Here is a 25420-nt window from a genome sequence, read left to right as displayed (position 1 = left end):
TGTCTACTCCTCAACATTCTCGGTCGTATTGGTGGATCCGGCCGCCGTTGCCCGGGCTGAGGCCCTGAGGGACTCAGTAAGTTTCTTGAGGGTCCGCGCCGTCTGTTCGACGTCGTCCCCGCTCCAGTCCTGCAGCAGGCCCTGGATGGTTGCCGTCCGCTGGTCCTCGATGGCCCGCAGTTTCTCCGCGCCGGAGGCGGACAAGGCAACCAGCTGTGCGCGCCCGTCCTCCGGGTCCGGCCGGCGGACCACGTAGCCGTGCTCCTCGAGTTCAGCGATGTGCCGGCTGAGGACCGGGGCGCTGACGCCGAGCCGCTCGGCCAGGTGCGTCGCCCGGGACTCGCCCTCCCCCACGAACCGCAGAACGCCCTGCAGGGCCACCCCGGTATCCTGCCCGCGCAGGTTGGCGGCAGCGACGCAGCGTACGGCGCGCTGGAGATCGAAGATCTGGTAGACGAGGCTGGCAGCAGCAGTGGATTCGACTGACATGGTGGACACCCCTCCCTTGTTTGCCCTAGGCAACTATATCCGAAATTGGTTGCTTTGGGAAACTAAGCCTTTTCGGGGAGCTGCGGGGACGGGCGCGAATCGGGGTTAAACGAAAACGCGCGGGCCCGCCGCATCCGCCCTCAGGAGGGGTGGACGCGGCGGGCCCGCGCTGTGCGCTGTGCCGTGCCGGTGGTGTGTCGTGCCGGGTTCGGCGGGGCGCCTACGTGGCCAGGTGGGTGGGGCCGAACATTTTGAGCAGGGTTTCGACGACGACGACGTTGGGGCCGTCCGCGGCGAAGCCGGCTTTGAGGGCGTCCCCGACGTTTTCGGGGGCTACCCGGACGGCCGGGACGCCGAAGGATTCGGCGAGTTTGACGAAGTCGGGCCGGGCGAGTTCGGTGGCGGTGGCCTTGCCGAAGGCGCCGACCATGTATTCGCGCAGGATGCCGTAGCCGCCGTCGTCCACGATCAGCCAGGTGACCGGGATGTTGTGCTGCTTCGCGGTGGCGAGTTCGGAGATGGAGTACATGGCCGAGCCGTCGCCGGAGACTGCCAGAACCCGTGCCGAGCCGGCGGCCTTGCCGGTGGTTTCCAGCCCGACAGCGCCGCCGATCGCCGCGGGGAAGCCGAAGCCCAGCCCGCCGGCGCCCTGCGCGGAGTGGAACTGGCCCTGCCGGGCGTCCCAGCAGCTCCAGCCCCAGTAGGCCGAGATCGTCATGTCCCAGAAGGTCTGCATGTCCGCGGGCACGGCCTCGCGGATGTCCGCCATGAACTTCAGTTCCTTGCCCAGGTCCTGGGATTCCAGGCGGGCCTTGACCTTGGCCAGGGTGTCCTTGACCAGGGCTTCGGGAGCGGTGCCGTGCCAGTCCGGGGCCGTGTCCCGCTCCGGCCGGAGGGCTGCGTCGAGGGCAGAGTCGAGGGCCGCGAGGGCCTGGCCGGCGTCGGCCCGGATGCCCAGGCCCGGCCGGTTGGATTCCAGGACGCGGGGTTCGGCGTCGATCTGGATGATCCGGCCGCGCGGTTCGAAGGTGAAGTAGTTCGACGTCACCTCGCCCAGCGAGGAGCCGATCACGATCAGCACGTCGGCGTCCTCGAGGAGCTCGGTCATGTACCGGTCCTCGATCCAGGACTGGAGCGAGAGTTCATGGTTCCACGGGAAGGCGCCGTTGCCGCCGGGGGTGCAGATCACCGGCGCGCGCAGCTTCTCGGCGATGGAGAGCAGCGACTTCTCAGCCCGGCCGCGGCGGGTGCCGCCGCCGGCGATGATCGCGGGGCGCTCCGCCGCCTCCAGCCACTTGACGGCTTCGCGGATCAGTTCCACCCGCGGCGGGTTGTCGGCGGCCTCGGCCAGGGCGTCCTCCACCGGGGGCACCACGATCGGATCCAGCAGCACGTTCTGCGGGATTTCCAGCCATACCGGCCCCTGCGGCGAGGAGATCGCCTCGGTCCAGGCGTCCTGGATCGCCGACGGGATGCCGGAGGCGTGCTGGATCAGCCGCTGGGACTTCGTGACGTTCGCCGCCGAGGCCTTCTGGTCATCGAGCTGGTGCAGCATGCCCTTGCGCCGGGCGCCGAGGCCCTCCAGCGGGATCTGGCTCGCGACCACCACCATGGGCACGCCGGTGGCGTAGGCCTCCTGCAGCCCGGCCAGCGAGGTCAGGGCACCGGGACCGGTGGAGAGGAACAGCACGCCGACCTCGCCGGTGGCCCGGGAGTAGCCGTCGGCCGCGAACGCCGAGTTGTTCTCGACCCGGGACGAGACGAAGCGCAGGTTCCCGCGCCCCATCGCATCGAACAGGCCCAGGGCATGCTGGCCCGGGATGCCGAACACCGTTTTGGCGCCCAGAGCTTCAAGGGTTTCGACGACGAGGTCCCCGCCGTTGCGCACGCCGGTCACCGGGACGCCACCGGCGAAACCGCAGTCGGGTTCACCGTCGAATTCACAGCGGAGCCGAACCCCGCGGGGCGCCGGTTTTCCTGGCCCAGGGCCTGGGCGGCGTAGCCGTTCGGGGCGCCGAAGCGGTCGCCATCGACGGCGCGGTCGGCCATGAGGGTCACGAGTTCGTAGGCGACGTGGCTGGCCGCCACACCGGTGATCTCGGCGTGGTCGTACGCGGGGGCGACCTCGACGACGTCGGCCCCCACCAGGTTCATGCCGCGGAAGCCGCGGATGATCTCCAGCAGTTCGCGGCTCGTGATGCCGCCGGCCTCCGGCGTGCCGGTGCCGGGGGCGTGCGCCGGGTCCAGGACGTCGATGTCCACCGAGATGTAGAGCGGACGGTCGCCGATCCGGTCGCGGACCTTGGCCACCGTCTCCAGGACGCCCTGGTAGTAGACGTCGGCGGAGGTGACGATGCCGAAGCCGAAGCGGTGGTCGTCGTCGAGGTCCTTCTTGCCGTAGAGCGGGCCGCGGGTGCCGATATGGCTGATGGCCTCGGTGTCCAGGATGCCTTCCTCGACGGCGCGCCGGAACGGGGTGCCGTGCGTGTACTCGGCACCGAAGTAGGTGTCCCAGGTGTCCAGGTGGGCATCAAAATGCAGCATGGCAATCGGGCCGCCGGCGCGCTCGGCGGCGGCGCGGAGCAGCGGCAGGGCGATGGTGTGGTCGCCGCCGAGGGTCAGCAGCTTGCTGCCGGACGCCGTCAGGTCCAGGGCGTTCTGCTGGATGGTTTCGATGGCCTCGTTGATGTTGAACGGGTTGACGGCCATGTCCCCGGCGTCGGCCACCTGGATGGTCTCGAAGGGGCTGACGTCCCAGGCCGGGTTGTACGGCCGCAGCAGCCGGCTGGCCTCACGGACGTGGTTGGCCCCGAAGCGGGCGCCGGGCCGGTAGGAGACGCCCGAGTCGAAGGGCACGCCCACCACCGTGACGTCCGCCTTGGCCACCTGGTCCAGACGCGGCAGGCGGGCGTAGGTTGCAGCCCCGGCATAACGCGGGATCCGGGATGAATCGATGGGGCCAAGGTTGCCATTGGCTTCGATGCGCAGCTCTTCCAAAAGAAGCCTCTCCTTCGAGGATTGATCGACGGTTGTGACAGCCATCATACACTCGAAGTTTCGTGTTGCGCATCATTTGTTTACCAATTCACCCCTTACGCGATCGCCGCGGCACCCCGTTCCCCCGTCCGGACCCGGACGGCGTCGCTCACATCGATGATCCAGATCTTGCCGTCGCCAAAGCGCCCGGTGCGGCCGCCTTCTGCAATGGCCGCCATGACGCCGCCGAGGTCGGCTTCGTTGACCAGCACTTCGAGCCGCGTTTTGGGCACGAGGTCGGAGGTGTATTCGGCGCCCCGGTAGACCTCGGTATGGCCCCGCTGCCGGCCGTAGCCGCTGGCCTGGCTCACGGTCAGGCCGTTGACGCCAAACCGCTCCAGGGCCGCCCCGATGGCGCCGACCCTGTCCGGCCGGACGATGGCCGTGACTAGCTTCATGTCGAGACCTTGCCGCCGACGGACTCCGTGCCGGCATGGGCTTCGGATTGGACTTCAGGCTGGACTTCCGCCGGGGCAGCGGCGGGTTCCGTCCTGGCCCGCGATTCGCCGGGGTGGAAGCTTCCGCCGACCATCAGGAGTTCGTAGGCGGTTTCGGCATGCTCCGTCACGTCGATGCCGGAGAGCTCGTCGGCCTCGGAGACGCGCATGCGCATGGTCTTGTGGATCGCGAGGCCGATCAGCGTGGTCATGACGGCGCTCCACGCGGTCACGATCAGGGCGGTGAGGATCTGCGGCCAGAACTGGGCCAGGCCGCCGCCGTAGAACAGCCCGCCGCCGGTCTTGGCGGACGGGAGGGCGAAGAACCCGAGGGACAGGGTCCCCCACAGGCCGCCGACGAAGTGCACGGCCACGACGTCCAGGGAGTCATCCAGCCCGATCTTGAATTTCAGCCCGACCGCGAGCGCGCAGACGGCCCCGGCCACCGTGCCGATCAGGATGGCCCCGACGGGGTCCACGAACCCGCAGGCCGGGGTGACGGCCACGAGTCCCGCGACTGCGCCGGAGGCGGCGCCCAGCGAGGTAGCGTGACCGTCGCGCAGCCGCTCCACGAGGAGCCAGCCGAGCAGGGCCGCGCTGGTGGCCAGCAGCGTGTTGGTCCAGGCCAGGGCGGCCGTGGCGTCGGCGGCGAGTTCCGAGCCGGCGTTGAAGCCGAACCAGCCGAACCACAGCAGGCCCGCACCGAGCATGACAAAGGGCAGGTTGTGCGGGCGGATGTTCGGGTCCTTCATGAAGCCGAGCCGCTTGCCGAGCACCACCGCCAGCATGAGGCCGGCGATGCCGGCGTTCATGTGGACTACCGTGCCGCCGGCGAAGTCGAGGGCCGAGATCTTGCTGCCGATGGCGCCGGTGGGGCCGAAGAGGCCGCCGCCCCAGACCCAGTGCGCGATCGGCGCGTACACGAGCGTGACCCAGAGGGCGGCGAAGAGGAGCCAGGGCCCGAACCGGACGCGCTCGGCGACCGCCCCGCTGATCAGGGCGACGGTGATGATGGCGAAGGTGGCCTGGAAGCCGACGAACACCATGTCCGGCAGGCCGGGGGCCTTGGAGCCGATGCTGGTGGTCAGTCCGCTGAGGCCGAAGCTGCCGAACGGATCGCCCACGAAGCCGCCCAGGGCATCCGGTCCAAACGCCATGCCGTAGCCCCACAGGGCCCAGACGACGCCGACGACGCCCATGGCGCCGAAGCTCATCATCATGATGTTGAGGACGGATTTCATGCGGACGAGCCCGCCGTAGAAGAACGCCAGCCCGGGGGTCATCAGCAGGACGAGGGCAGAGGCGGCGAGCATCCAGGCGGTCGCTCCGGGGTCGAGGGTCTGGGGATCGACATCCATTGCTACTGCAGACACAGAGAAGTTCATTTGCGGGAGCCTTCCTCGAATGCCGGCGCTCCGAGGGCGCCGGATCGGCGAGACCATGTGGCGAATCAGGACAGTTATGCGTCCCCCCGCAGAAGACGCTACCCACGGCGTGTTTCGGGAAGGCTTTCCTTATCTTGCGGGCACGTTACGTCCCGGTCCCGGGGATGAATTCGCCGTTTCCGGCAGATTGCCGGAATGTGACGTAGATCTCACCAACGGCCGCGGAGCCCCGCCTTCTCTGCCGGTACTGGCCTTAGCTGTATTTCAGGCTGAGCAGGAGGCGCTTGAGCTGGCTGTACTGCTCCGTGGTCATCCAGGCCCTGGCGGCATCAACGGACGGGAAGGCCGGGTTGCCGAACAGCACTTTGGCTTCGGCCCCGCCGTTGGGGAACTGGACGTGGGAGTTGCCGGCCTCGGTGACCGAGGGCGCGAAGTCGCGCTGCTTGCGGACGCCCATGTGGAAGTCCGACTGGTCGGCGAAGGAGTCAAACGCGAAGCCGGCGGCGAGCTGTTCGCCGTCGACGTCTTTGAGCCCCGGCACCGGGGCGGCATCCAGGACGGTGCGGGCCACCGGGCCCGAGGCGCTGCTGGCGCTGGTGCTACTGGTGACCGACGCCAGTTCATTGCCGGTTGCGTCGGCGATGACAGCCTGCACGCCCCGCAGCTTCGCGGCGTTCTCCGGAGCGCCCACCATCCGGATGGACCAGTCGCTCGGGTAGGAAAAGGACAGGTGCCCGTCCGGGAATGTGAAGGTCTTCACGCCGGCCACCGGGGCCGCGGTCGGCGTGGCCGGGGACGTGGCAGTGGGCGCGGGCGCCGGCACCGCCGCAGTGGCGGACGGTTCCGCCGCGGCGGCGGGGCCGGACGACTGAGCCGGGGAGGACGCCGCCGTGCCGGCGGGCCCGGTTCCGGCCTCGCCGGCGCGCTGGGCCGGCGCGGCGCACGAACTGAGGGTGACACCCGCCGCGAGCGCGGCGGCGAGCGCCAGGGCCGGAAAAACAGTGGTGCGGTACATGGAATCCCCCAGGTTGGATTGGCGTAAGCGGCTGCTGTTCGTTCTCTATGTTTTGTATGTTTCCGGAGTGTCCGGGCCGGTTACCGGCTGGCGGCCGGCACCAGCACCCACAGCACTTCGACGGCGTCGTCCGTGGGATTGACCCAGGTGTGCGGCTCCCGGCCGGGGAACGTCACGGTATCCCCGGTGCTGAGCTCGAATTCCTCGTTGGTCAGGATCAGCCGGATGCTTCCCTTGACCACGTGCAGGACGTCAACGTCGCAGTCCACCGCATAGAGTTCGGACTCGCCGCGGCCTCGCGGCTCGATCACCGCCTGGATGATCTGGACGCGGCGCTCGGAACGCGCGGTCAGCAGCCGTTCGACGATTCCTTCGCCGCCGAGGGAGATCCTGGGGCCTTCGTTGCGCTTGGTGAGGTGGGTTTCGGGCGCGGCGAAGAGGTCGCCGATCGAGATGGACAGGACCTGGCACAGCGTCACCAGCGAGGCGACCGAGGGCGAGGTGAGGTCCCGCTCAACCCTGCTGAGGAATCCCTTGGTGAGCCCGGTGGCGTCGGCGACCTGTTCAATGGTGAGCCGCTGGGACTGCCGGGCGGCGCGGATCCTGGAACCGATGGCGACGGGGACGTTGCTCGGTTCAACTGGTAGAGCCTTCATGTAGGAACCTTTCACGGCCGGCCGCTTGGCCCCTTTATTGGAGCAATCCTAGCGGGACCGGGCCTTCATGACGCGGATACGGCGGCGCCCCGCACGGCGCCTTGACTGTTACCGGAATCACAACATACCCTTTGGCAACATGTGTTGCCTATTGGGCAATCTGTTAGGCAACACCGGAGGTTCCGACGGACATCCTCCGCCAACCACGTCACGCAGCAGCAGGCCGGCCGAACGCACCGTTGAGGCAAGGCAAGGTCCACGCACGCTGCCAGTCAGCTCCAAGGAGCCATTTTATGGACGCAAGTTTCGTCAACATCGCCATCGTGGTGGTGTATCTGGTCGCCATGCTGGCGTTCGGCTGGTGGGGCAAGGCCCGCACCAAGAACAACAGCGACTTCCTCGTGGCCGGACGCCGGCTCGGCCCGTTCCTCTACACCGGGACCATGGCCGCCGTTGTCCTGGGCGGCGCCTCAACCGTCGGCGGCGTCGGGCTGGGCTACAAGTTCGGCATCTCCGGCATGTGGCTCGTGGTCGCGATCGGCGCCGGCGTGCTGCTGCTGAGCCTGCTCTTCGCCAGCACCATCCAGAAGCTGAAGATCTACACCGTCTCCCAAATGCTGACCCTGCGCTACGGCAGCAAGGCCACGCAGACCTCGGGCATCGTCATGCTGGCCTACACGCTGATGCTTTGCGCCACCTCCACCGGCGCCTACGCCACCATCTTCGTGGTGCTCTTCGGCTGGGACCGCGCCCTCGCGATCGCCGTCGGCGGCGCAATCGTGCTGGTCTACTCGACCATCGGCGGCATGTGGTCCATCACGCTCGCCGACCAGGTCCAGTTCGTCATCAAGACCGTCGGCATCTTCGTGCTGATGCTGCCGTTCACGCTCAACGCCGCCGGCGGCCTCGACGGGATCCGCGCCCGGGTCGACGCCAGCTTCTTCCAGATTGACGGCATCGGAACCCAGACCATCATCACCTACTTCGTGGTCTACACCCTGGGCCTGCTGATCGGCCAGGACATCTGGCAGCGCGTGTTCACCGCCAAGACGCCCGAGGTGGCCCGCTGGGGCGGCTCCACGGCCGGCATCTACTGCATCCTCTACGGCGCAGCCGGCGCCCTGATCGGCCTGGGCGCCCGCGTCGCCCTGCCGCAGATCGACGTCAAGGCGCTCGGCAAGGACGTGGTCTACGCCGAGGTCGCCACCCACCTGCTGCCCATCGGCATCGGAGGCCTCGTGCTCGCCGCCGCCGTCGCCGCCATGATGTCCACCGCCTCCGGCGCCCTGATCGCCGCCGCCACCGTGGCCCGCGCCGACGTGCTGCCGTTCGTGGCCGGCTGGTTCGGCAAGACCATCAACACCGATGACACCGACAACCCGGAACACGACGTCAAAGCCAACCGCCTGTGGGTCCTGGGCCTGGGCGTCGTGGCGATCGTGATCGCCATCATCACCAAGGATGTCGTCGCGGCCCTGACCATTGCCTACGACATCCTGGTCGGCGGCCTGCTCGTGGCCATCCTCGGCGGCCTCGTCTGGAAGCGCGGCACCGGCGTGGCCGCCGCCGCATCCATGGCGGTCGGCTCGGTCATCACGCTGGGCACCATGATCATCCTGGAGATCAACGCCGAGGTGCCGCTGGACGGCATCTACGCCAACGAGCCGATCTACTACGGCCTCATCGCCTCCGCTGTGGTCTACATCGCGGTCTCGCTGCTGACCAAGCCGACAGATCCTGCCGTGATGCAGGGCTGGCGCCGGCGGGTCGCGGGCGGCGGCGCGGCCGAAGACGAGCAGGTCCCCGCCCTCGCGCACTGAGGTCCTGGCGCGCTGAGGACCTGCACGCCAGCTGACGCCCGACTTAACGCACGACCGTAACGCACGACGGCGGCGCTCCCCTTCAGCGGTTTCCAGGGGGCGCCGCCGTCGTGCGTTTACTCGTTCTCGTCAGCTTCCAGGAACTCTTCGCCTTCCAGCGGCGCGACCGGTTTCTCGTCGCCCAGGAAGTCCTCCTTGTCGAGGGGCACCAGCCGGTCGGCCTCTTCGAGGAGTTCTTCCTCCTCGGTCTCCGCGGCATCGCTGACGGGCGCGTCCTCGGCGTAGTCGTAGGCGGGATCGGATTCGAGGGAATCCCGGGCCGGCTGGGTGGGACGTGGTCCTGTGCTGTCCATGGTGCAACCTCCGTGGCAGGGGTGGCGGCAAGGGCCCCGGGGAGCCCGCCCTGGGTTTCATTCGAACACCGCGGACCCGGCCGGTCAAGGGCCGGCGGGCCCTGCGGGAGAGTGTCCGACGGCCGCCCGCAGGGGTCCGCCGGTTGCGGGTTCCCTAAACTTTCCGCTGAGGATCACCGGCCGAAAAACCGCGGAAATCCGGGGTACTCTGGAGTCGCAATGGCGCCGGACCACGCCCGATCAAACCCAGGAGCCTTTTTTCGTGTCCCAGCACACCGAACCTGACCGCCACGATTCCCCGCAGCACCGCCGGGCACCGGCATCCTCAGCACCGTCGTCGGCAGCCCCGGCAGCCCCGGGCCCCGCGGACATCAAGCGCTGGCGCCAGTACCTCGCCGACGAGCGCGCCGAGGCGGCCGTGTACCGCGACCTTGCACAGAACCGCAGCGGCGAGGAACGCGCCATCCTGCTCGCCCTGGCCGAGGCCGAGGGACGCCACGAGGCGCACTGGCTCCAGCTGCTGGGCGAGCACGCCGGCAAGGACCGGCATGCCTCGCTGCAGAGCCGGTTCCTGGGATTCCTGGCCCGCCACTTCGGCTCCGTCTTCGTCCTGGCCCTGGCGCAGCGGGCGGAAAGCCGGTCCCCGTACGCCACCGACCCGCACGCCACGCCGGCCATGGTCGCCGACGAGCAGATCCATGAAGAAGTGGTCCGCGGCCTGGCCACCCGGGGCCGCAACCGCCTCGCGGGCACCTTCCGGGCCGCCGTCTTCGGCGCCAACGACGGACTGGTCAGCAACCTGTCCCTCGTCATGGGCATGGCGGCCTCCGGCGTCGGAAGCCAGGTGGTGCTCCTCAGCGGCGTCGCCGGGCTGCTGGCCGGGGCACTGTCCATGGGTGCCGGCGAGTTCATCTCGGTGCGGTCCCAGCGGGAACTCCTGGCCGCCACCCGGCCCACCCAGATCACGCTCGCGGCGGCGCCGTCGCTGGATATCGAGCACAACGAACTCCTGCTCGTGTACCTGGCCCGCGGCATGTCCCGGGAAGCCGCCGAGCACCGCGTCGCGGAGCGGATGGGCCTGCTGGAGTGCGACTGCGATCCGAGCCTGTCCCTGCAGCCCGAAGTGCCGGAAACTGAGGACCAGCACGAGGCCGTCGGCACGGCGTGGGGCGCGGCGGCGTCGAGCTTCTGCTTCTTCGCGTCCGGCGCGATCGTGCCCATCATCCCGTTCCTGCTGGGCATGACGGGCCTGGCCGCCCTGGTGGTCTCCGCGTCCCTCGTCGGCGTGGCCCTGCTGCTGACCGGCGGCGTCGTCGGCCTGCTCTCCGGCACCTCCCCCGCCACCCGCGGGCTGCGCCAGCTTGCCATCGGCATGGGAGCCGCGGGTGTCACGTACCTGCTGGGCATGGCGTTTGGCTCCGTGGTCGGCTAGTGGAGGGTCCTGAATTCCGGGACCGCGGGCCGCGGCACAGCCGGCCCGTCACGGCGCTGCGGGTGGTCAGGAACCTGGTTGCCGCGGCCGTGATCGCGGGCGGCGCGTTCCTGGCGGCCGGGCTGGTCTACGGCGATCCCCGGTTCACGGGCCTGTTCGAGGTCAGCCACGGAACGGGGAACAGCGCGGGGCAGAACCCGTGGCAGAGCCAGGGCGCCGGCGCGCAGGCACCGCGGTCCGGACAGGGATCGGGCCAGCCTGCCGTGCCTGCCGGCGGGGACCGGGAAGAGACTCCCCGGCCCGGGCTCGAGGAGCAGGACCAGCCCCTTGCCACACCCCGGAAACCGGCAACCGCCAGTTCCTCCTACAAGTTCCTGGCAACGAACGACGACGGCAGCCCGGTGGGCTATTCGCCGTGCCGGCCGCTGCACTATGTGGTCAACGCAGCACTGGCGCCGCAGGGATCCGAACGGCTGGTGGAGGACTCCATCCGGACGATCTCCGAGGCCACCGGGATCAGGTTCATCAATGACGGGCCCACGAGCGAGCTCCCCTCGCCCACCCGGGCGCCCTACCAGAAGGCCGCCTACGGGGACCGGTGGGCGCCGCTGCTGATCGCGTGGACCACCCCGGAACAGGCCCCGCAGCTGAAGGGCCCGGTGATCGGAACCGGCGGCAGCACGCACTTTAGTTTCGGCGACGGGCCCAAGAGCTTCGTCACCGGCAGCCTGGAGCTGGACGCCCCGCAGATCACCGAAGACCTGGACCGGTCCCAAGGTGCGGCGTACGCCACGGCCGTGATCCTGCACGAACTTGGCCACGTGATGGGCCTGGAACACGTCGATGACCCGTCCCAGCTGATGTACCCGGAGATCGGAACGCCCGACGGGCTGGCCGCCGGGGACCTGAACGGGCTGTACGAACTCGGCCACGCCCAGTGCCGCAAGGACCTCTGACCTTCTGGCACTGCCCGGTCAGCGTACCAGGGCGTCGAGGGCTTCCTCCACGGTGTCCACCAGGTAGATCCGCCCCTCCATCCGACGGCCGGAGGCCAGGCTCTGCAGGAGCGGCCAGGCCGGGAACCGCCGCAGCCAGTGCTCCTGCCCCACGAGGACCATGGGCGTGATGGTTTCGGGGTCGCCGTAGTAGTTCTCGCAGGCGTCCTGGAAGATCTCCTGCACCGTGCCGCCGGAGCCCGGCAGGAAGATGATGCCGCCGTTGCAGAGCTCAAGCAGGATCGCTTCCCGGATGGCATTGGCGAAGTACTTGGCCACGTGGGTGGCGAAGAAATTGGGCGGCTCGTGGCCGTAGTACCAGGTGGGAATCCCCAGCGACGGCGTCCCGTCCGGATGGCGCTCGACGACGGCGGCAGCCGCCCGCGCCCAGGCCGACACCGAGGGCAGGAAGGCCGGTACCGCCCCAAGGTCGGCCAGGGCCCGCCGGAAGTCCCGTTCCGGGGCGGCGCTGAGGAAAGCGCCCAGGTTGGCCGCCTCCATGGTCCCCGGCCCGCCGCCGGTGGCCACCACCCGGTCGTTGCGGGCCAGCAGCCGCCCCAGCTGGGCGGCTTCCTCAAACAGGGCGGTGCCGCGACGGGCCGCGTGGCCGCCCATGACGCCGACCATCCCGCGGCCCGCGCAGAAGCCCGTGCGCGTCAGCTCGTCCAGCGCGTCGCCGATCGCATGGTCGTGCAGCGCGGCGGCAAGGGTCGAATCGAGGCGGTGGCGCTGGCCCGGCCGGATGCTCCACTGGTAGATGCGTGCGTCGAGGGTGTCCTCGTAGCGGGAGGTGGCCACCCCCGCGTACAGCTCCTGCGGCGTGTACAGCTGGCCGCGGTAGGGGTTGAACGGAACGGACTCGAGACGGGGAAAGATCAGCGCACCCCGGCTGCGCAGGGAAAGCTCCACACCGTCGTCGAACGTGCAGCCCAGGAAGATCGCCCCCTGCACGTCCAACGCCGCCAGCTGGTCCCGCCGGCCGCGCAGATCCAGCGACTGGACATGCCAGCCGTGCATGCTGCGCGCTCCGGCGGCGACGAACCGGTCGAAACCGGCAAGGCTCTCGACCTCCAGGGTGCGCGGGCTGGGGTGCAGGCTGCGGGCGAACCTCATGGAGTCAGAGTAGACCGCGGCCGGACGGTCAGGAGACCTGGAGGCCGCCGTTGATGTCGTACGTGGCCGCCGTGATGTAGCCGGCGTCCGGTCCGAGCAGGAAGGAGATCAGGGCCGCCACTTCCTCGCGGCTGCCGACCCGCCCCATCATGATGCCCTCCGACATCTGTGCCTTGCGTTCCTCGGTCAGCGTNCCGCCCATGATGTCGGTGTCGATCGGGCCGGGGGCGATGGCGTTGACGGTGACCCCGAATTCGCCGACCTCGCGGGCCAGGGCACGGGTGAACCCGATGATCCCGGCCTTGGACGCACTGTAGGCGACCTTGGAGTAGGTGCCGCCGCCGCGCTGCGCCGAGATCGAGGAGATGCTCACGATCCTGCCGAGCCGGCGTTCGATCATGCCCTTGAGGACCCGCTGGGAGACGATGAAGGATCCGCGCATGTTGATGGCGAAGACCTTGTCCCATTCTTCGACCGTGGTTTCCATGAACGGCGTCGGCGAACTGATGCCGGCCAGGTTGGCCAGGGCGACGATCGGCGGCAGCGAGCCTTCGATTTCGGTGATGGCCCGGTCCACCGACGCGGCGTCGGAGACATCCGCGCCGACACCGATGGCCTTGACCACGCGGTTGGACCCGATTTCGGCGGCTGCGGCGCTGGCGTCCTCGGCGTTGATGTCCAGGATCGCGATCGACCAGCCCTCGCTGGCCAGGCGGTCTGCGGCGGCGCGGCCGATGCCGCGGGCCGAGGCGGCGCCGGTCAGGACAACAGTGCGGTCGGAGGGGAAAGGGGTTACTGCAGGCATGGGAGTGCTTTCTTCTAGTGGGATTCAGATGCCGAAACGGTGGCTGCCGGGGTGGAGGCACCTTCCGGACGGTTGCGGGCGTACAGGTACGTGGCGACGCCGGTGATGGCAAGGCAGGCGGCCAGGAACACCAGGCCGGTCTGTCTGTTGCCCGTGGTGTCCTTGAGCAGGCCGACGATGTACGGGGCGACAAAGCCGCCGAGGTTTCCGAGGGAGTTGACCATCGCCAGGCCCGCGGCGGCCGCGGCGCCGGTCAGGGCGGCGGACGGCATGGCCAGGAAGGGCGCGATGGCCGAGTAGATGCCCATGGCGGCCAGGGTCAGGAAGACCATGGCCAGGACGGCGTTGACCGGGAGCAGGAACCCGGCGCCCAGCAGGCCGATGGCGGCGAGGATCATGCTGGCACTGGCGTGCCACACGCGGTTGCCGGTGCGGTCCGAGCGCTTGCTCCAGAAGTAGACGAAGACAGCGGCGATGGCGTACGGGATGAAGACGATGAACCCGACTTCGGTGGTGTTGAACTTGCCGAGCGCCTTGACGATGGTCGGCAGCCACAGGCCCAGGCCGTAGATGCCGCAGACCAGGCCGAAATAGAGGGCCGAGTAGGCAATGGTTCGCGGGTCCTTGAGCCCGGCCAGGAAGTTGTGGTTGCCGGACTGCTGCTTGTCCGCGAGTTCCTTGTCCATGGTGGTGGTGAGCCATTCCCGCTCGTCCGGGGCCAGCCACTTGGCGTGGGCCGGGCGGTCGGTCATGAGCATCGGGGTCAGGAGGCCCAGGAGGATGGCCGGGATGCCTTCAAGGATGTACAGCCACTGCCAGCCGTGCAGGCCGGCGACGCCTTCCAGCCCGAGCAGCATGCCGGAGACCGGGGCGCCGAGGGCATTGGAAATCGGCTGCGCCAGGATGAAGATGCCAAGCACGGTGACGCGCTGTGCGGCCGGGAACCACAGGGTGAGGTAGAACAGGACGGCCGGGAAGAAGCCTGCCTCAGCGGCGCCGAGGAGGAAACGGATGATGTAGAACGTGGTCTCGCCGTTGACGAGGAACATCGCGGTGGCGAAGATGCCCCAGGTGATGAGGATCCGGGCGATCCATTTCCGGGCGCCGAACTTGTACATGCCGCCGTTGCTCGGAATTTCCAGCAGGGCGTAGCCGAGGAAGAAGATTCCGGCGCCGAGGCCGTAGGCCGCTTCGGTCAGTCCGATGTCGCCCTGCATGCCGAGTTTGGCGAAGCCGACGTTGTTGCGGTCCAGGTAGGCAATGAAGTAGAGCAGGACGATCAGCGGCATGATGCGGCGGCGGACCTTGCGGAGCGTCCGCTCGCCGAGTTCGCCGAGTCCGGCTGAGTTGCGGGCTAATAGAGTCATCATCGACCTTCTATCGTGCAGTTCCCGCCGGCGGCTGTGCCGCGTCGGGAGGTGTGGGTGTGGGAAGTCCTCGCCGCGGCTGCGGAACGGGACCGGACCTTTGAGTCAGATGTCAGACATCTGATTCAAGAACTAGGCACGAGCATAGGATGTGACGCGGCTTACGTCAAGGTGGCGTGGCCCCGGGGAGGCGGGCGCCGGAGCCCGGACGGCACAGGACCTTAGTGCGTGGCGCCCCGGACGTAGCGTTCGTAGTCGGCATTGGTCTGGTCCATGTGCGCATCCATGGCCTTGCGGGAGCGCTCGGCGTCGCCGCTCAGGATGCCGTCCAGCACCCGTTGGTGATAGTCGATGGCGTGTTCCTGGATCTCGTTGACGGCGGACGTCTCGCGCCGGGTCATGTACAGCAGCTGCCCCAGCTGGCCGAACAGCGCGCGGACGAACGGGTTGCCGGAAGCGCTCAGGACGGCGTCGTGGAACCCGATGTCCGCCTCCACGAAGCGGTCAAGGTCGCCGGACTCATGGAAGCGTCTCATGTCCGCGATGCACTCACGCATCCGCTCGGCCTGCTCCGGGGTGTAGCGGGTCGCGGCGAGCGCGGCCGCCCCGGTTTCCACCATGCGGCGCATCTCGATCAGCCCCACGGAGACCTGGTCGGCCCCGTTGCCGTGCGATGCGGCCTTGAAGATGGCGTCCAGGCCGGTCCAGTTGTCGGTGGGATTGACGAAAGTCCCCCGACCGGCCTTGACGTAGAGGATGTTTTGCGCGCGGAGGGCCTTGAGGGCCTCGCGGACGGTCAGCCGGCTGACGCCGTACTCCTTGGCGATGTCGGCCTCGGGCGGAATCGCGGCGTGCGGTTGGAGCTTTCCGTCGAGGATCTCGGTCAGCAGGCCGTCGACGAGGTCGTCGACCAGTGTCCTGCGGCCCATCCTAGGTTCCCATCGTCAGTCGCGACGTCAGTCGCTGTTCGTCCTTCCCTCCACATTACCCAAGTCCCCGTGCGCGGCCATGTAGGCGTCGAGCTTGGCCAGGGTCTGTTCCAGGTTGACCGGATGCCGGCGCAGGTAGCCGGCCAGCCGGAGCAGGCTCTTGCCGCGGACCCGCCGCGCGTCCCATTGCTCGGTGACCATGGTTCCGGGGACCATGGTGCCGGCGGTCCCCCCGGGACCGGTGGCGGGTTCGAGCAAGTAGCGCCACACGTGGCCGTAGAAGTGCCGCCACGCGATCCGGTGGCCTTCCTCGAACTCGCAGACCCGATTGAGGATTTTGTAGTTGACCCTCATCCTCATTTGCATCCCGAACTTGGCACCGAGGTAGAGCCGTGCCGGTCCGCGCGGCCTGGCGCCCTTCACGGTGTCCGAGCCGTCGATCACGCTGTGCAGGGCGGGCGTGGCAAGCACGTCGAAAATCGCATCCGGGGCAGCTGCGATGAACCGGCTGCGGGACACGAGATAGCGGGCCTTCATCTGCTCATCCTAGTCCGCGCCGGTGATGCAGAATGAGGCATGCAGACTTCCCGCCCTCGCCCGGACCGCCGGCCGCGCATCGGCCTCCCGGTCCGGCTCACCAGCTCGTCCAATCCCGACCCGCGCGTGGCCGCGGCCAATGGATTGTTCGGGTATATCGAGGACCTTCTGCGTGAAGGCGGCGGCGAACCGGTGCTGCTCACCGCTGCCGCAATGGCCGACGGCGGTGCCGCAGCAGCGCTGGCGTCCCTGGACGGCGTCGTGCTTCCCGGCGGCGGCGACCTGGATCCCGGCCTCTACGGCGAGGCGCCGGCCGATGCGTGCTACGACGTCAACCATGAGCAGGACCGGCTGGATGCGGCGGTGGCGCGGCACGCGATCGACGCCGGGCTGCCGCTGCTGGGCATCTGCCGCGGACATCAGCTGCTCAACGTGCTCTACGGCGGAACCCTCCTCCAGGACATGGCCCCCGGTGCGGTGGCGCACCGGGAACCGGCGCCGGCGCACGGTGCCGGTCCGTGGGCCTGGCACGAGGTTGAGGTCCTGGCCGGCTCCAAGGTGGCGGCCCTGTACGGCGCCGGCTCCGGCGCCGTGAGCGTGAAGATCGCCTCCGGCCACCACCAGGCAGTGGCCCGGGTGGGCGGGCCACTGCTCGTGACGGCCGTGGCCGGGGACGGCACGGTCGAAGCGCTGGAGGACCCGGACCGGTGGGTCGCCTCGGTCCAGTGGCACCCCGAGGCGCTGGAGCTTCCTGCTGCGGAACGGCTCGCACCGTTCCGGGCGTTCATCGACGTGTGCCGGACCGGTTCCTGAAGCCGCAGCCGGCCGGCCGGAAACTCAGCCGGCGACGCTGACCGCCACCTTGACCGGGACGCCGGTGGCCAGCGATTCCTGCGCCGCGTCGGCCACCCGGGAGGCCGCGACGGCGTCCTCCGGGGTGCAGGGGTTGTCCCGGCGGCCCAGGATCAGGTCCACGAAGGCGCCCATCTCGGAACGGTAGGCCTGGTCGAACCGTTCGGCGAACGTCTGGTGCGGCTCCCCCGCCGGGAAGCTGATGCCTGCTTCGGCGGACACCAGCGCCGTCTTGTCATCCAGGCCCACCATGAGCGAGGCGCGGGAGCCCTGGATTTCCAGCCGGACGTCGTGGCCGGCCCCGTTGTAGCGGGTGGCGGACACCGTGCCGACAGTGCCGTCGTCGAACGTCACCAGCGCCAGGGCGGTGTCCACGTCGCCGGCTTCGCCGATGGCCGGGTCGCCGTTGTTGGAACCCTTGGCGTAGACCTCGACGATTTCGCGGCCCGTGAGCCAGCGCAGGATGTCGAAATCGTGGACCGAGCAGTCGCGGAACAGCCCGCCTGATCCGGCCAGGAACTCGACCGGCGGCGGTGCCATGTCGCAAGTGACGGCGCGGAGGGAATGGATCCAGCCCAGTTCGCCGGCCTGGTAGGCGCGGCGGGCCTCCAGGTAGCCGGCGTCGAACCGGCGCTGGTGGCCGATCTGCACCACGCCGTTGCGGTCCCGGATGTAGTCGAGCACCGGCAGGGCGTCGGCCACGTTCAGGGCCACGGGCTTTTCGCAGAAGACCGGGATCCCGGCGTCCACGCCGGCCTTGATGAGCTCGGGGTGGGTCCCGGTCCCGGTGGCGATAACGAGCCCGTCCAGCCCGGAGGCCAGCAGGGCCTCGACGGTCGGCAGGAATTCGGCGCCGAGCCCGCCGGCCACGGTCCGGGCGTGGTCCGCGGCGACATCCGTCAGCCGGAGCCGGACGTTGATGCCCTCCGGGTGCAGGACGCTGTTCAGGGCGGCGATGTTGCGGGCGTGCATGACGCCGATGCGCCCCACGCCCACGAGTCCGAGTGTGATGTCTTTCATGCTGTTCCTCTAATTGTTTCGTAGCCTGGCGGGCTGGTTTCGGGCCGACGCCCGAGGCCCCGGCCGGCGTTTGCCGTCCGGGGCCTCCCGCTGGCGGTGTGCCCGGGTCAGGTGGGGAGCTGGCTGGACGTTTCCGCGACTTCGGCCTGGACTTCCTTGACGATGTCGCCGTGGCCGCCGAGCTGTTCGAGTTCGTGGGCGAGTTCGGCGAGTTCGGCGCCGCCGGCCATTTGGGCGGTGAGTTCGTCGAGGGTGATGTCCTTCTTGTCGTAGTAGCCGATCGACTTGCCGCGCTTGAGCAGCAGGAACCGGTCGCCGACGGGGAAGGCGTGGTGCGGGTTGTGGGTGATGAAGATGACGCCGAGGCCGCGGTCGCGGGCCTGCAGGATGTAGCGCAGCACGACGCCGGACTGCTTGACGCCGAGGGCGGCGGTGGGCTCGTCGAGGATCAGGACCTTCGCACCGAAGTACACGGCCCGGGCGATCGCGACACACTGGCGTTCACCGCCGGAGAGCTGCCCAATGGGCTGCTCGACGTCGCGCAGGTCGATGCCCATTTCGGCGAGTTCCTTGAGCGTGATCTCCTTCATCTTGTCCACGTCCATGCTCTTGAACGGGCCGAATCCCTTGGTCAGTTCCGAGCCGAGGAAGAAGTTGCGCCAGATCGGCATCAGCGGCACCACCGCGAGGTCCTGGTAGACCGTGGCGATGCCGACGTCCAGGGCGTCACGTGGGGAGCTGAACTTCCGTTCCTCGCCCATGACCTTCAGGGTCCCGGCGTCGTGCTGGTGCAGGCCGGCGATGATCTTGATCAGGGTGGACTTGCCGGCGCCGTTGTCGCCCAGGACGCAGGTGACGCGGCCGTTGTCCACGGCCATGGTGACCTCGGAGAGGGCGATGATGTTGCCGTAGTGCTTGCCGACCCCGTCGAGGGAGAGCAGGTGCACGGGGGTGTGGGTGAGGGGATCTTTTTCGTTCTGCAGCAGGGTCTGCTGGTCGATCTCTTTGGCATTCATTGTTCTTTCGGCCCTTTACTTCAGTTCCGCGCGGCGCTTGACGATGAGGTTGACGATGGTGGCCAGCAGCAGCATCAGGCCCAGGAAGAACTTGAACCAGTCCGGGTTCCACTGGGCGTAAACGATGCCCTTGTTGGCCATGCCGAAGATGAACGCGCCGATCGCGCCGCCGATTGCCGAGCCGTAGCCGCCGGTGAGGAGGCAGCCGCCGATCACCGCGGCGATGATGTAGAGGAACTCGTTGCCCACGCCTTCGCCGGACTGCACGGCGTCGAACGCGAAGAGGTTGTGCATACCTAGGACCCAGGCGCAGAAACCGACGCCCATGAACAGGCCGATCTTGGTGGCCTTGACCGGAACGCCGACGGCGCGGGCGGCGTTTGCGTCGCCGCCGACCGCGAAGATCCAGTTGCCGATCCGGGTCCGCATGAGCACCCAGGTGGCGATGGCGACGAGGAGGAACCAGTAGAACACAGTGATCTTGACGTCGACGCCGCCGATGGAGATCGAGGAGGCGAAGACCGCGCGGGCCGAGGCGAAGCCGTCCATGCTGGAGATGGAGGGCGAGGACACGGAGCCGCCGATCAGGCGGGTCAGGCCCAGGTTCAGGCCGGTCAGCATCAGGAACGTCGCGAGGGTGACGATAAAGCTGGGGAGTTTGGTCTTCATCAGGATCCAGCCGTTGATGAACCCGATGGACAGGGAAACCACCAGGGCCAGGCCGACGCCGACCCAGACGTTCGTGGTGAAGTACCAGCTGAACAGCGACGCCGTCAGTGCCGAGGAAATCACGGCGACACCGGTCGAGAGGTCGAACTCCCCACCGATCATCAGCAAGGACACGCCCACGGCCATGATCCCGATCGTGGAGGAGCCGTACAGGATGGTCACGAAGGCGTTCGGCTGGGTGAAGGTCGGGGACACCAGGGCGAAGAAAACGAACAGAACGATGGCCCCGACGAGGGCACCGACCTCGGGACGGCCCAGCAGCTTCTGGAACGGGCTGCGCTTGGCGACGCGCTCATCGGCCGCCGGTGACTTGGTCTTTGTCTGGGTGATAGTCATGATGATTCTCCTTGTTGCCGGGCCGGCCCGAAGGCCGGCCCGGCCAACGGATTCTTAGCGGATACCCTGCTGGGCGAACTTCAGGACATCAGCCGCATTGGTCTTGTCGACGATGCTCGGGCCGGTCAGGACCGACTGGCCGCCGCCGAGCTTGAAGCCACCGCGCTTGTTCTGCCAGATCGAGTCAATGGACATGTAGCCCTGCAGCCACGGCTGCTGGTCCACGGTGAACAGGACTGCGCCGTCGACGATCTTCTGGGCGAGTTCGGCGTTCAGGTCGAAGCTGGCCACCTTGGCGGAACTGCCGGCGTCCGCGACCGACTTCAGGAGCGTGAGGGTGATCGGCGCGCCGAGGCCGATGATGACGTCGGCGTCCTTGGAGGCCTGGAGCTTGGCGGTCGCGGTGGACTGGACGGCGGTCATGTCCTTGCCGTCCACGTACAGGATTTCCGTGCCGGGCACCTTGGCCTTGACACCGGCGCAACGTGCTTCAAGGCCCACGTGGCCCTGCTGCTGGATCACGCAGACGGGGTGCTTGTAGCCCTCGGCCGCGAGCCGGGTGCCGACGGCCTCGCCGGCGAGCTGTTCGTTGGAACCGAAGTGGGTGAAGGCACCGAGTGCCTGGGAGACGCCTTCACCGGCGTTGAGGCTCACTACCGGGATGCCGGCGTCGGTGGCCTTCTTCAGGACGTCCTTCAGGGCGTCCGGCGTGGCGAGGGTGACGGCGATGCCGTCGACCTTCTGGTCAATGGCCTGTTGGACGAGCTGGGCCTGGCGGCCTGCCTCGGGATCCGACGTGTACAGGAGTTCAACGTTGTCCTTGGCCGATGCTTCCTCGGCGCCCTTGCGGACGATGTCCCAGAAGGTGTCGCCGCCCGATGCGTGGGTGATGAGGGCCACCTTGAGCCGCGGCGTCGAGACCGCCTGGCCGCCACTGCCGGCGGCGGCGCCGGTCTCTGCGGGCCTGCCGCCGCTGCTGGAACAGGCGCTAAGAGCCATCATCGGAACGACGGCGGCCACCAGCGCCGCCTTACGCCAGGAAAACTTCTTCACGATAAATCTCCTTCGATTCCGGGCCACGCCGCCCGCTTCATCGCGTCGGTCTGTGAGCCATCTACAACAGATCATGGTGACTCCAATCACAGTTGTCAACAGTTTGTCCTGACATTAGGATGTTTTGACGTAACGCATCGGCGGCAAGTCGCCGGAATTCGGGTCCCGCCCGGTGAAAAAACATTCCCCGCCCATCAGTCGCCACGGCCTTTCCCGGCCCCTCTTGGCTCCCTTCGACAGCCCTGCTAGTATCAAGAAAGGCAGTATGTCTTATCAAGCGAACATAGGGTGACATGCGCGGATTGGCGGGCATGGCAGCCGCCGCGGAGCACAAGGGAGTCCATCCAGTGGCGAATCAACTAAATCTGCGGATCGACCGCTCATCCCCGGTGCCGCTGTACCACCAGGTGGTGCAGGGCATCGAGGCGGCGATCCATTCCGGGGTGCTGGAGCCCGGCAGCCGGCTGGAAAACGAAATCGACCTGGCCGCCCAGCTGAACCTTTCGCGCCCCACGATGCGCAAGGCCATGGATGAACTGGTGCGTTCAGGCCTGCTGGTCCGCAAGCGCGGCGTGGGCACCCAGGTGGTGGCCAGCCAGGTCCGCCGCCCGCTGGAGCTCTCCAGCCTCTATGACGACCTCACCAACAACGGCAGCAACCCCACCACCGAGGTCCTGAGCTTCTCGCACGAGGAGGCGGACGCGTCGATCCGGAAGGCACTGCAGCTTCCGGCCGGCGCCAAGGTGTACCACTTCACCCGGCTACGGAAGGTGGGCGGCAAGCCGCTGGCCCTGATGGAGAACTGGGTGCGCGACGACATCACCGCGATCGACGAGGCAATCCTGGCATCCCAGGGCTTGTACGGCGTGCTGCGCAACGGCGGCGTGAATTTCCGCCTGGCTTCGCAGCGGATCGGTGCCATGATCGCCAACGACTACCAGGCACCGCTGCTCGAGACCACCCCCGGCTCCGCCCTGGTGACCATGGAACGCACCGCCGTGGACGACACCGGGCGCATGGTGGAAACCGGCCACCACGTGTACCGGGCGGATTCCTACAGTTTTGAAATGACACTGGTCCAAAGGTAGCCAGTCCAGCGATAGCCGGTCCAAAGGTAGCCAGTCCAGCGATAGTCGGCTCAGGGCGAACCGGTCCAGCGACAACCGCACACATTCACGCGCCCTCTTCCGGCGCGGCAACGAAAGGCAGCTTCCATGGCCAACTGGGTCTATCCGCTCGGCACCGCCGCTCACGGCACGTGGGATATTTCCCTCGGAACATCCGATTCGGAAGTCAAGGTGGACGGCTGGGCCCATACCGGACTGAAGGTCGCCACACTGGCGCCCGGCGGCGACGTCGAACTGGATGCCGCGGCCGAGGAACGCATCGTGGTGCCGCTGAACGGCTCCTTCGTGGCGAGGGTGGACGGGCAGGACTACCCCCTGGCCGGGCGGGAGAGCGTCTTCAGCGGACCCAGTGATGTGCTGTACGCGGGCACCGGCAAGGCGGTGAGAATCACCTCGGCCGACGGCGGCCGGGTGGCCGTTGCCACAGCCCCGGCCAAGGCTTCGTACCCGACGCGCCTGATCACGGCCGCCGAGACGCCCGTGGAGCTGCGCGGCGCGGGCAACTGCTCCCGCCAGGTCCACAACTTCGGCACTCCCGCGGCCCTGGAGGCCGACCGCTTCATTGTCTGCGAGGTCCTCACCCCGGCCGGCAACTGGTCCTCCTATCCCCCGCACAAGCACGATGAGGAGAAGGACGGCGAGACCAGCCTCGAGGAGATCTACTACTTCGAGACCCGGGTGACGCCCGGGGCGCCGCTCTCCCCGGACGCCGAGGACGCCATCGGCTACCAGCGCGTCTACGCCTCCGACGAGCGGCCCATCGACGTCTCGGCCGAGGTCCGGACCGGCGATGTCGTCCTGGTCCCCTACGGCTGGCACGGGCCCGCCATGGCCGCCCCGGGCTACGACATGTACTACCTCAACGTCATGGCCGGCCCCGGCCCGGTCCGCGACTGGCTCATCAGCGACGACCCGCACCACGGCTGGATCCGCCAGACCTGGGAGGGCCAGGACCTGGACCCGCGGCTCCCGTTCGGACGCTAGGCGCTTCGGCCGTCAGGCCGTCTGCAGCTCCGTCTCGTCGCTGTTCGCGGAGCTGTCGACGCCGGGCGGCAGGGCGGAGTCGCGCTGCAGAGTGTTTTGCCGCTTCGCAGTGGCTGCCGCGAACGCCATAACCGCCAGGCCCAGCAGGGTAATGCCGGCGCCGGCCCAGATCGGCGAGGTGTAGCCCAGGCCGGCGGTGATGGTGACGCCGCCCATCCAGGCACCCAGTGCGTTGCCCACGTTGAAGGCGCCGATATTGGCGCCGGAGGCCAGGGTGGGGGCGCTGCTGGCGTACTTCATGACCCGCATCTGCAACCCCGGGACCGTGGCGAAGCCGAAGCCGCCCAGCAGCACCATTGCGGCGATGGTCAGCGGCTGGTTTTCGGCGGCCAGGGCGAAGACCACGAGCACCGCCACCAGCGCGGCGAGGACCACCAGCAGGGTGCGGTCCACGTTCCTGTCCGCCGCCTTGCCGCCCAGGGTGTTGCCGATGAAGAGCCCGACACCGAAGAGGATCAGCAGCCACGGCACCGTGGTGGCGGCGAAGCCGGTGACCTCGGTGAGGGTGTAGGCGATGTAGGTGAAGGCGCCGAACATGCCGCCATAGCCGAGGATGGTGACGAGGATGGACAGCCAGACCTGGCCGGACCGGAACGCGCGCAGCTCGCCGCGCAGGCCGCCGGAGGCAGAACCAGCGGCCGTCTCGCCTGATCCCGTCTTGGGCACGAAGGTGAGGATGCCGGCCAGCGCCAGGACGCCGATCCCGGTGATCCCCCAGAACGTCGAGCGCCAGCCCGCGGCCTGGCCCAGCATGGTCCCGAACGGGACACCCAGGACATTTGCCGCGGTCAGGCCCGTGAACATGATCGCGATGGCCCCGGCCTTCCGGTCCGGCGCAACCATGCCGGCCGCCACCACGGCTCCGATGCCGAAGAAGGCACCGTGGGCGAGTGCGGCGATGATGCGGCCCGCCATCATCAGCGCGTAGTCGGGGGCGACCGCCGAGACGAGGTTGCCGGCGATGAACAGGACCATCAGCCCGGCGAGGACCGGTTTGCGCTCAAAGCGGGTCACGGCGGCGGTCAGGCCGAGCGCCCCGACCACGACCGCGAGCGCGTAGCCGGAGATCAGCCAGCCGGCGGTGGCCTCGGTGACGCGGAAGTCTGCCGCAACCTGGGGCAGCAGGCCCATGATGACGAACTCGGTGAGTCCGATCCCGAACCCGCCGAGGGCGAGGGCTATCAGGCCGATAGGCATGGAAGTGCTCCTTCGAAGCTGTACTGGATGGGATGGCACGCGTAAGCTATTAGTTGCAGGCGCGTTATTTATTGCCACGAAAGAAATTGTTGCACAGGCAGATACAACGCGCAAGCAACTATTATTTGTCGTGCCTGGCATCACCCGCCGGGCATGCGAGCTGAAGGGAATCACCAGATGGGCATCAAGGACGACGCCGTCGAAGTCCGGGCGCAGGGCTGGCGGACACTGGCGGCTTTGCACGGACTGATCGAAGCCGAGCTGGAGCGCTCGCTCCAGGCCGAAGCACGGCTCTCCGTGGTGGAGTACACGGTCCTGGACGCGCTGAGCCGGCAGGACGGCTGGCACATGCGGATGCAGCAGCTGGCCCGTGCCACGGCGCTGAGCGCAAGCGCCACCACACGCCTGGTCAACCGGCTCGAAGACCGCGGGCTGCTGACCCGGATCCTGTGCGCGGATGACCGCCGCGGGATCTACACCGAGCTCACACCCAGCGGCATCGCCCTCCTTGAGGAGACACGGCCCATCCACGACGCCACGCTGGAACGGGCCCTGGCCGAGGCCCAGGAAGTCCCGGAGCTGGCTCCCCTGGTGGACGCGCTCCCCCGGCTGCACGCCGGCGTCTGACGCGGAAAGCCCCGTCCCCTCACTGAGTGGGGAACGGGGCTTCCGGGGTG

The 25420-nt window shown here is 68.4% G+C and carries 25 protein-coding genes; 7 read left to right on the top strand and 18 right to left on the bottom strand.

The genetic code is table 11. The annotated features are described in order from the left end of the window. Positions 1–3: 3 nt before the first annotated feature. The 7 genes from CFN17_RS11255 to CFN17_RS11225 all read right to left on the bottom strand — a co-directional run bounded on the left by CFN17_RS11255 (position 4) and on the right by CFN17_RS11225 (position 7018). Complete coding sequence (locus CFN17_RS11255) at positions 4–489, bottom strand: MarR family winged helix-turn-helix transcriptional regulator (RefSeq protein ID WP_208747801.1); 486 nt, start codon at positions 487–489, stop codon at positions 4–6. Between the two features lie 220 nt (positions 490–709). After that, complete coding sequence (locus tag CFN17_RS11250) at positions 710–2386, bottom strand: thiamine pyrophosphate-binding protein (RefSeq protein ID WP_208747800.1); 1677 nt, start codon at positions 2384–2386, stop codon at positions 710–712. Then, positions 2383–3486, bottom strand: a complete 1104-nt coding sequence (gene speB / locus CFN17_RS11245; protein WP_208747799.1) for an agmatinase — start codon at positions 3484–3486, stop codon at positions 2383–2385. The genes CFN17_RS11250 and speB overlap by 4 nt, the downstream gene beginning before the upstream one ends. Before the next feature lie 95 nt (positions 3487–3581). Beyond that, the gene (locus CFN17_RS11240) at positions 3582–3923 is read right to left on the bottom strand and encodes a P-II family nitrogen regulator (protein ID WP_208747798.1); all 342 of its coding nucleotides are present in this window, start codon (positions 3921–3923) and stop codon (positions 3582–3584) included. Continuing rightward, on the bottom strand, positions 3920–5347 hold the full coding sequence (locus CFN17_RS11235) for an ammonium transporter (protein ID WP_208747797.1): 1428 nt from the start codon (positions 5345–5347) through the stop codon (positions 3920–3922). The genes CFN17_RS11240 and CFN17_RS11235 overlap by 4 nt, the downstream gene beginning before the upstream one ends. 253 nt (positions 5348–5600) lie before the next feature. After that, a complete protein-coding gene (locus CFN17_RS11230) occupies positions 5601–6362 on the bottom strand; it encodes a hypothetical protein (protein ID WP_208747796.1) in 762 nt (253 codons plus the stop codon). 80 nt (positions 6363–6442) lie between these two features. After that, complete coding sequence (locus CFN17_RS11225) at positions 6443–7018, bottom strand: helix-turn-helix domain-containing protein (protein WP_116768469.1); 576 nt, start codon at positions 7016–7018, stop codon at positions 6443–6445. Positions 7019–7311: 293 nt separating this feature from the next. Between CFN17_RS11225 and CFN17_RS11220 the strand changes: the two genes are divergently transcribed. After that, positions 7312–8838: a sodium:solute symporter gene (locus tag CFN17_RS11220; protein WP_208747795.1), complete on the top strand. Its 1527-nt coding sequence runs from the start codon at positions 7312–7314 to the stop codon at positions 8836–8838. 116 nt (positions 8839–8954) lie between these two features. Here CFN17_RS11220 and CFN17_RS11215 read toward each other — a convergent pair whose 3' ends face one another. Beyond that, on the bottom strand, positions 8955–9191 hold the full coding sequence (locus CFN17_RS11215) for a hypothetical protein (RefSeq protein ID WP_208747794.1): 237 nt from the start codon (positions 9189–9191) through the stop codon (positions 8955–8957). 262 nt (positions 9192–9453) lie between these two features. Between CFN17_RS11215 and CFN17_RS11210 the strand changes: the two genes are divergently transcribed. Continuing rightward, positions 9454–10623, top strand: a complete 1170-nt coding sequence (locus tag CFN17_RS11210; protein WP_208747793.1) for a VIT1/CCC1 transporter family protein — start codon at positions 9454–9456, stop codon at positions 10621–10623. After that, entirely contained in the window at positions 10623–11579 is a 957-nt protein-coding gene (locus CFN17_RS11205) for a M10 family metallopeptidase domain-containing protein (RefSeq protein ID WP_261792158.1), read from the top strand. Before CFN17_RS11210 ends, CFN17_RS11205 begins: the two co-directional genes overlap by 1 nt. Positions 11580–11597: 18 nt before the next feature. Here the strand turns inward: CFN17_RS11205 and CFN17_RS11200 are convergent, their stop codons facing one another. From CFN17_RS11200 to CFN17_RS11180, 5 genes are all read right to left on the bottom strand, one after another. Beyond that, positions 11598–12731 (bottom strand): LOG family protein, encoded by a 1134-nt coding sequence (locus CFN17_RS11200; RefSeq protein WP_208747792.1) that lies wholly within the window; start codon positions 12729–12731, stop codon positions 11598–11600. Between the two features lie 28 nt (positions 12732–12759). Further along, complete coding sequence (locus CFN17_RS11195; RefSeq protein WP_208747791.1) at positions 12760–13536, bottom strand: SDR family NAD(P)-dependent oxidoreductase; 777 nt, start codon at positions 13534–13536, stop codon at positions 12760–12762. A 14-nt stretch (positions 13537–13550) separates the two neighbouring features. Then, positions 13551–14906 carry an MFS transporter gene (locus CFN17_RS11190; RefSeq protein WP_208747790.1) on the bottom strand — a complete coding sequence of 452 codons (1356 nt, stop codon included), beginning with the start codon at positions 14904–14906 and terminating at the stop codon, positions 13551–13553. 218 nt (positions 14907–15124) lie between these two features. Further along, positions 15125–15832 (bottom strand): FadR/GntR family transcriptional regulator, encoded by a 708-nt coding sequence (locus CFN17_RS11185; RefSeq protein WP_208747789.1) that lies wholly within the window; start codon positions 15830–15832, stop codon positions 15125–15127. 27 nt (positions 15833–15859) lie between these two features. After that, positions 15860–16369 carry a polyketide cyclase / dehydrase and lipid transport gene (locus CFN17_RS11180; protein ID WP_208747788.1) on the bottom strand — a complete coding sequence of 170 codons (510 nt, stop codon included), beginning with the start codon at positions 16367–16369 and terminating at the stop codon, positions 15860–15862. A 39-nt stretch (positions 16370–16408) separates the two neighbouring features. On the opposite strand from CFN17_RS11180, the gene CFN17_RS11175 reads away from it, so the two are divergent. Beyond that, positions 16409–17182, top strand: a complete 774-nt coding sequence (locus tag CFN17_RS11175; protein ID WP_208747787.1) for a gamma-glutamyl-gamma-aminobutyrate hydrolase family protein — start codon at positions 16409–16411, stop codon at positions 17180–17182. Between the two features lie 24 nt (positions 17183–17206). Here the strand turns inward: CFN17_RS11175 and CFN17_RS11170 are convergent, their stop codons facing one another. The 4 genes from CFN17_RS11170 to CFN17_RS11155 form a co-directional block, all read right to left on the bottom strand. Continuing rightward, complete coding sequence (locus CFN17_RS11170; protein ID WP_208747786.1) at positions 17207–18241, bottom strand: Gfo/Idh/MocA family oxidoreductase; 1035 nt, start codon at positions 18239–18241, stop codon at positions 17207–17209. Between the two features lie 107 nt (positions 18242–18348). Continuing rightward, a complete protein-coding gene (locus CFN17_RS11165; RefSeq protein ID WP_208747785.1) occupies positions 18349–19257 on the bottom strand; it encodes an ATP-binding cassette domain-containing protein in 909 nt (302 codons plus the stop codon). Positions 19258–19272: 15 nt separating this feature from the next. Next, the gene (locus CFN17_RS11160; RefSeq protein ID WP_208747784.1) at positions 19273–20322 is read right to left on the bottom strand and encodes an ABC transporter permease; all 1050 of its coding nucleotides are present in this window, start codon (positions 20320–20322) and stop codon (positions 19273–19275) included. Between the two features lie 54 nt (positions 20323–20376). Then, positions 20377–21375 carry a substrate-binding domain-containing protein gene (locus CFN17_RS11155; RefSeq protein WP_208747783.1) on the bottom strand — a complete coding sequence of 333 codons (999 nt, stop codon included), beginning with the start codon at positions 21373–21375 and terminating at the stop codon, positions 20377–20379. A 347-nt stretch (positions 21376–21722) separates the two neighbouring features. Here CFN17_RS11155 and CFN17_RS11150 point away from each other — a divergent pair, with 347 nt between their 5' ends. Then, positions 21723–22463: a GntR family transcriptional regulator gene (locus CFN17_RS11150; RefSeq protein ID WP_261792157.1), complete on the top strand. Its 741-nt coding sequence runs from the start codon at positions 21723–21725 to the stop codon at positions 22461–22463. A gap of 126 nt (positions 22464–22589) precedes the next feature. Next, positions 22590–23486 (top strand): 5-deoxy-glucuronate isomerase, encoded by an 897-nt coding sequence (gene iolB / locus CFN17_RS11145; protein WP_208747781.1) that lies wholly within the window; start codon positions 22590–22592, stop codon positions 23484–23486. Positions 23487–23498: 12 nt separating this feature from the next. Here the strand turns inward: iolB and CFN17_RS11140 are convergent, their stop codons facing one another. After that, on the bottom strand, positions 23499–24743 hold the full coding sequence (locus CFN17_RS11140) for an MFS transporter (protein ID WP_208747780.1): 1245 nt from the start codon (positions 24741–24743) through the stop codon (positions 23499–23501). A 177-nt stretch (positions 24744–24920) separates the two neighbouring features. Here CFN17_RS11140 and CFN17_RS11135 point away from each other — a divergent pair, with 177 nt between their 5' ends. Beyond that, positions 24921–25370, top strand: coding sequence for a MarR family winged helix-turn-helix transcriptional regulator (locus CFN17_RS11135; protein ID WP_208747779.1), 450 nt, complete (start codon positions 24921–24923; stop codon positions 25368–25370). Positions 25371–25420: the final 50 nt, after the last annotated feature.

The sequence above is a fragment of the Arthrobacter sp. PM3 genome (assembly GCF_003352915.1).
Classification (GTDB): Bacteria; Actinomycetota; Actinomycetes; order Actinomycetales; family Micrococcaceae; genus Arthrobacter.
This window is presented reverse-complemented; position numbering and strand designations above follow the sequence as displayed.

Bases quoted from the DNA above. Each gene is read 5' to 3' on its own strand.
- CFN17_RS11160 (WP_208747784.1), bottom strand. From the start codon at position 20,322: ATGACTATCACCCAGACAAAGACCAAGTCACCGGCGGCCGATGAGCGC.
- CFN17_RS11165 (WP_208747785.1), bottom strand. From the start codon at position 19,257: ATGAATGCCAAAGAGATCGACCAGCAGACCCTGCTGCAGAACGAAAAA.
- CFN17_RS11175 (WP_208747787.1), top strand. From the start codon at position 16,409: ATGCAGACTTCCCGCCCTCGCCCGGACCGCCGGCCGCGCATCGGCCTC.
- CFN17_RS11135 (WP_208747779.1), top strand. From the start codon at position 24,921: ATGGGCATCAAGGACGACGCCGTCGAAGTCCGGGCGCAGGGCTGGCGG.
- CFN17_RS11240 (WP_208747798.1), bottom strand. From the start codon at position 3,923: ATGAAGCTAGTCACGGCCATCGTCCGGCCGGACAGGGTCGGCGCCATC.
- CFN17_RS11170 (WP_208747786.1), bottom strand. From the start codon at position 18,241: ATGAAAGACATCACACTCGGACTCGTGGGCGTGGGGCGCATCGGCGTC.
- CFN17_RS11140 (WP_208747780.1), bottom strand. From the start codon at position 24,743: ATGCCTATCGGCCTGATAGCCCTCGCCCTCGGCGGGTTCGGGATCGGA.
- CFN17_RS11225 (WP_116768469.1), bottom strand. From the start codon at position 7,018: ATGAAGGCTCTACCAGTTGAACCGAGCAACGTCCCCGTCGCCATCGGT.
- CFN17_RS11220 (WP_208747795.1), top strand. From the start codon at position 7,312: ATGGACGCAAGTTTCGTCAACATCGCCATCGTGGTGGTGTATCTGGTC.
- CFN17_RS11235 (WP_208747797.1), bottom strand. From the start codon at position 5,347: ATGAACTTCTCTGTGTCTGCAGTAGCAATGGATGTCGATCCCCAGACC.
- CFN17_RS11180 (WP_208747788.1), bottom strand. From the start codon at position 16,369: ATGAAGGCCCGCTATCTCGTGTCCCGCAGCCGGTTCATCGCAGCTGCC.
- CFN17_RS11190 (WP_208747790.1), bottom strand. From the start codon at position 14,906: ATGATGACTCTATTAGCCCGCAACTCAGCCGGACTCGGCGAACTCGGC.
- CFN17_RS11215 (WP_208747794.1), bottom strand. From the start codon at position 9,191: ATGGACAGCACAGGACCACGTCCCACCCAGCCGGCCCGGGATTCCCTC.
- CFN17_RS11230 (WP_208747796.1), bottom strand. From the start codon at position 6,362: ATGTACCGCACCACTGTTTTTCCGGCCCTGGCGCTCGCCGCCGCGCTC.
- iolB (WP_208747781.1), top strand. From the start codon at position 22,590: ATGGCCAACTGGGTCTATCCGCTCGGCACCGCCGCTCACGGCACGTGG.
- CFN17_RS11200 (WP_208747792.1), bottom strand. From the start codon at position 12,731: ATGAGGTTCGCCCGCAGCCTGCACCCCAGCCCGCGCACCCTGGAGGTC.
- CFN17_RS11255 (WP_208747801.1), bottom strand. From the start codon at position 489: ATGTCAGTCGAATCCACTGCTGCTGCCAGCCTCGTCTACCAGATCTTC.
- CFN17_RS11185 (WP_208747789.1), bottom strand. From the start codon at position 15,832: ATGGGCCGCAGGACACTGGTCGACGACCTCGTCGACGGCCTGCTGACC.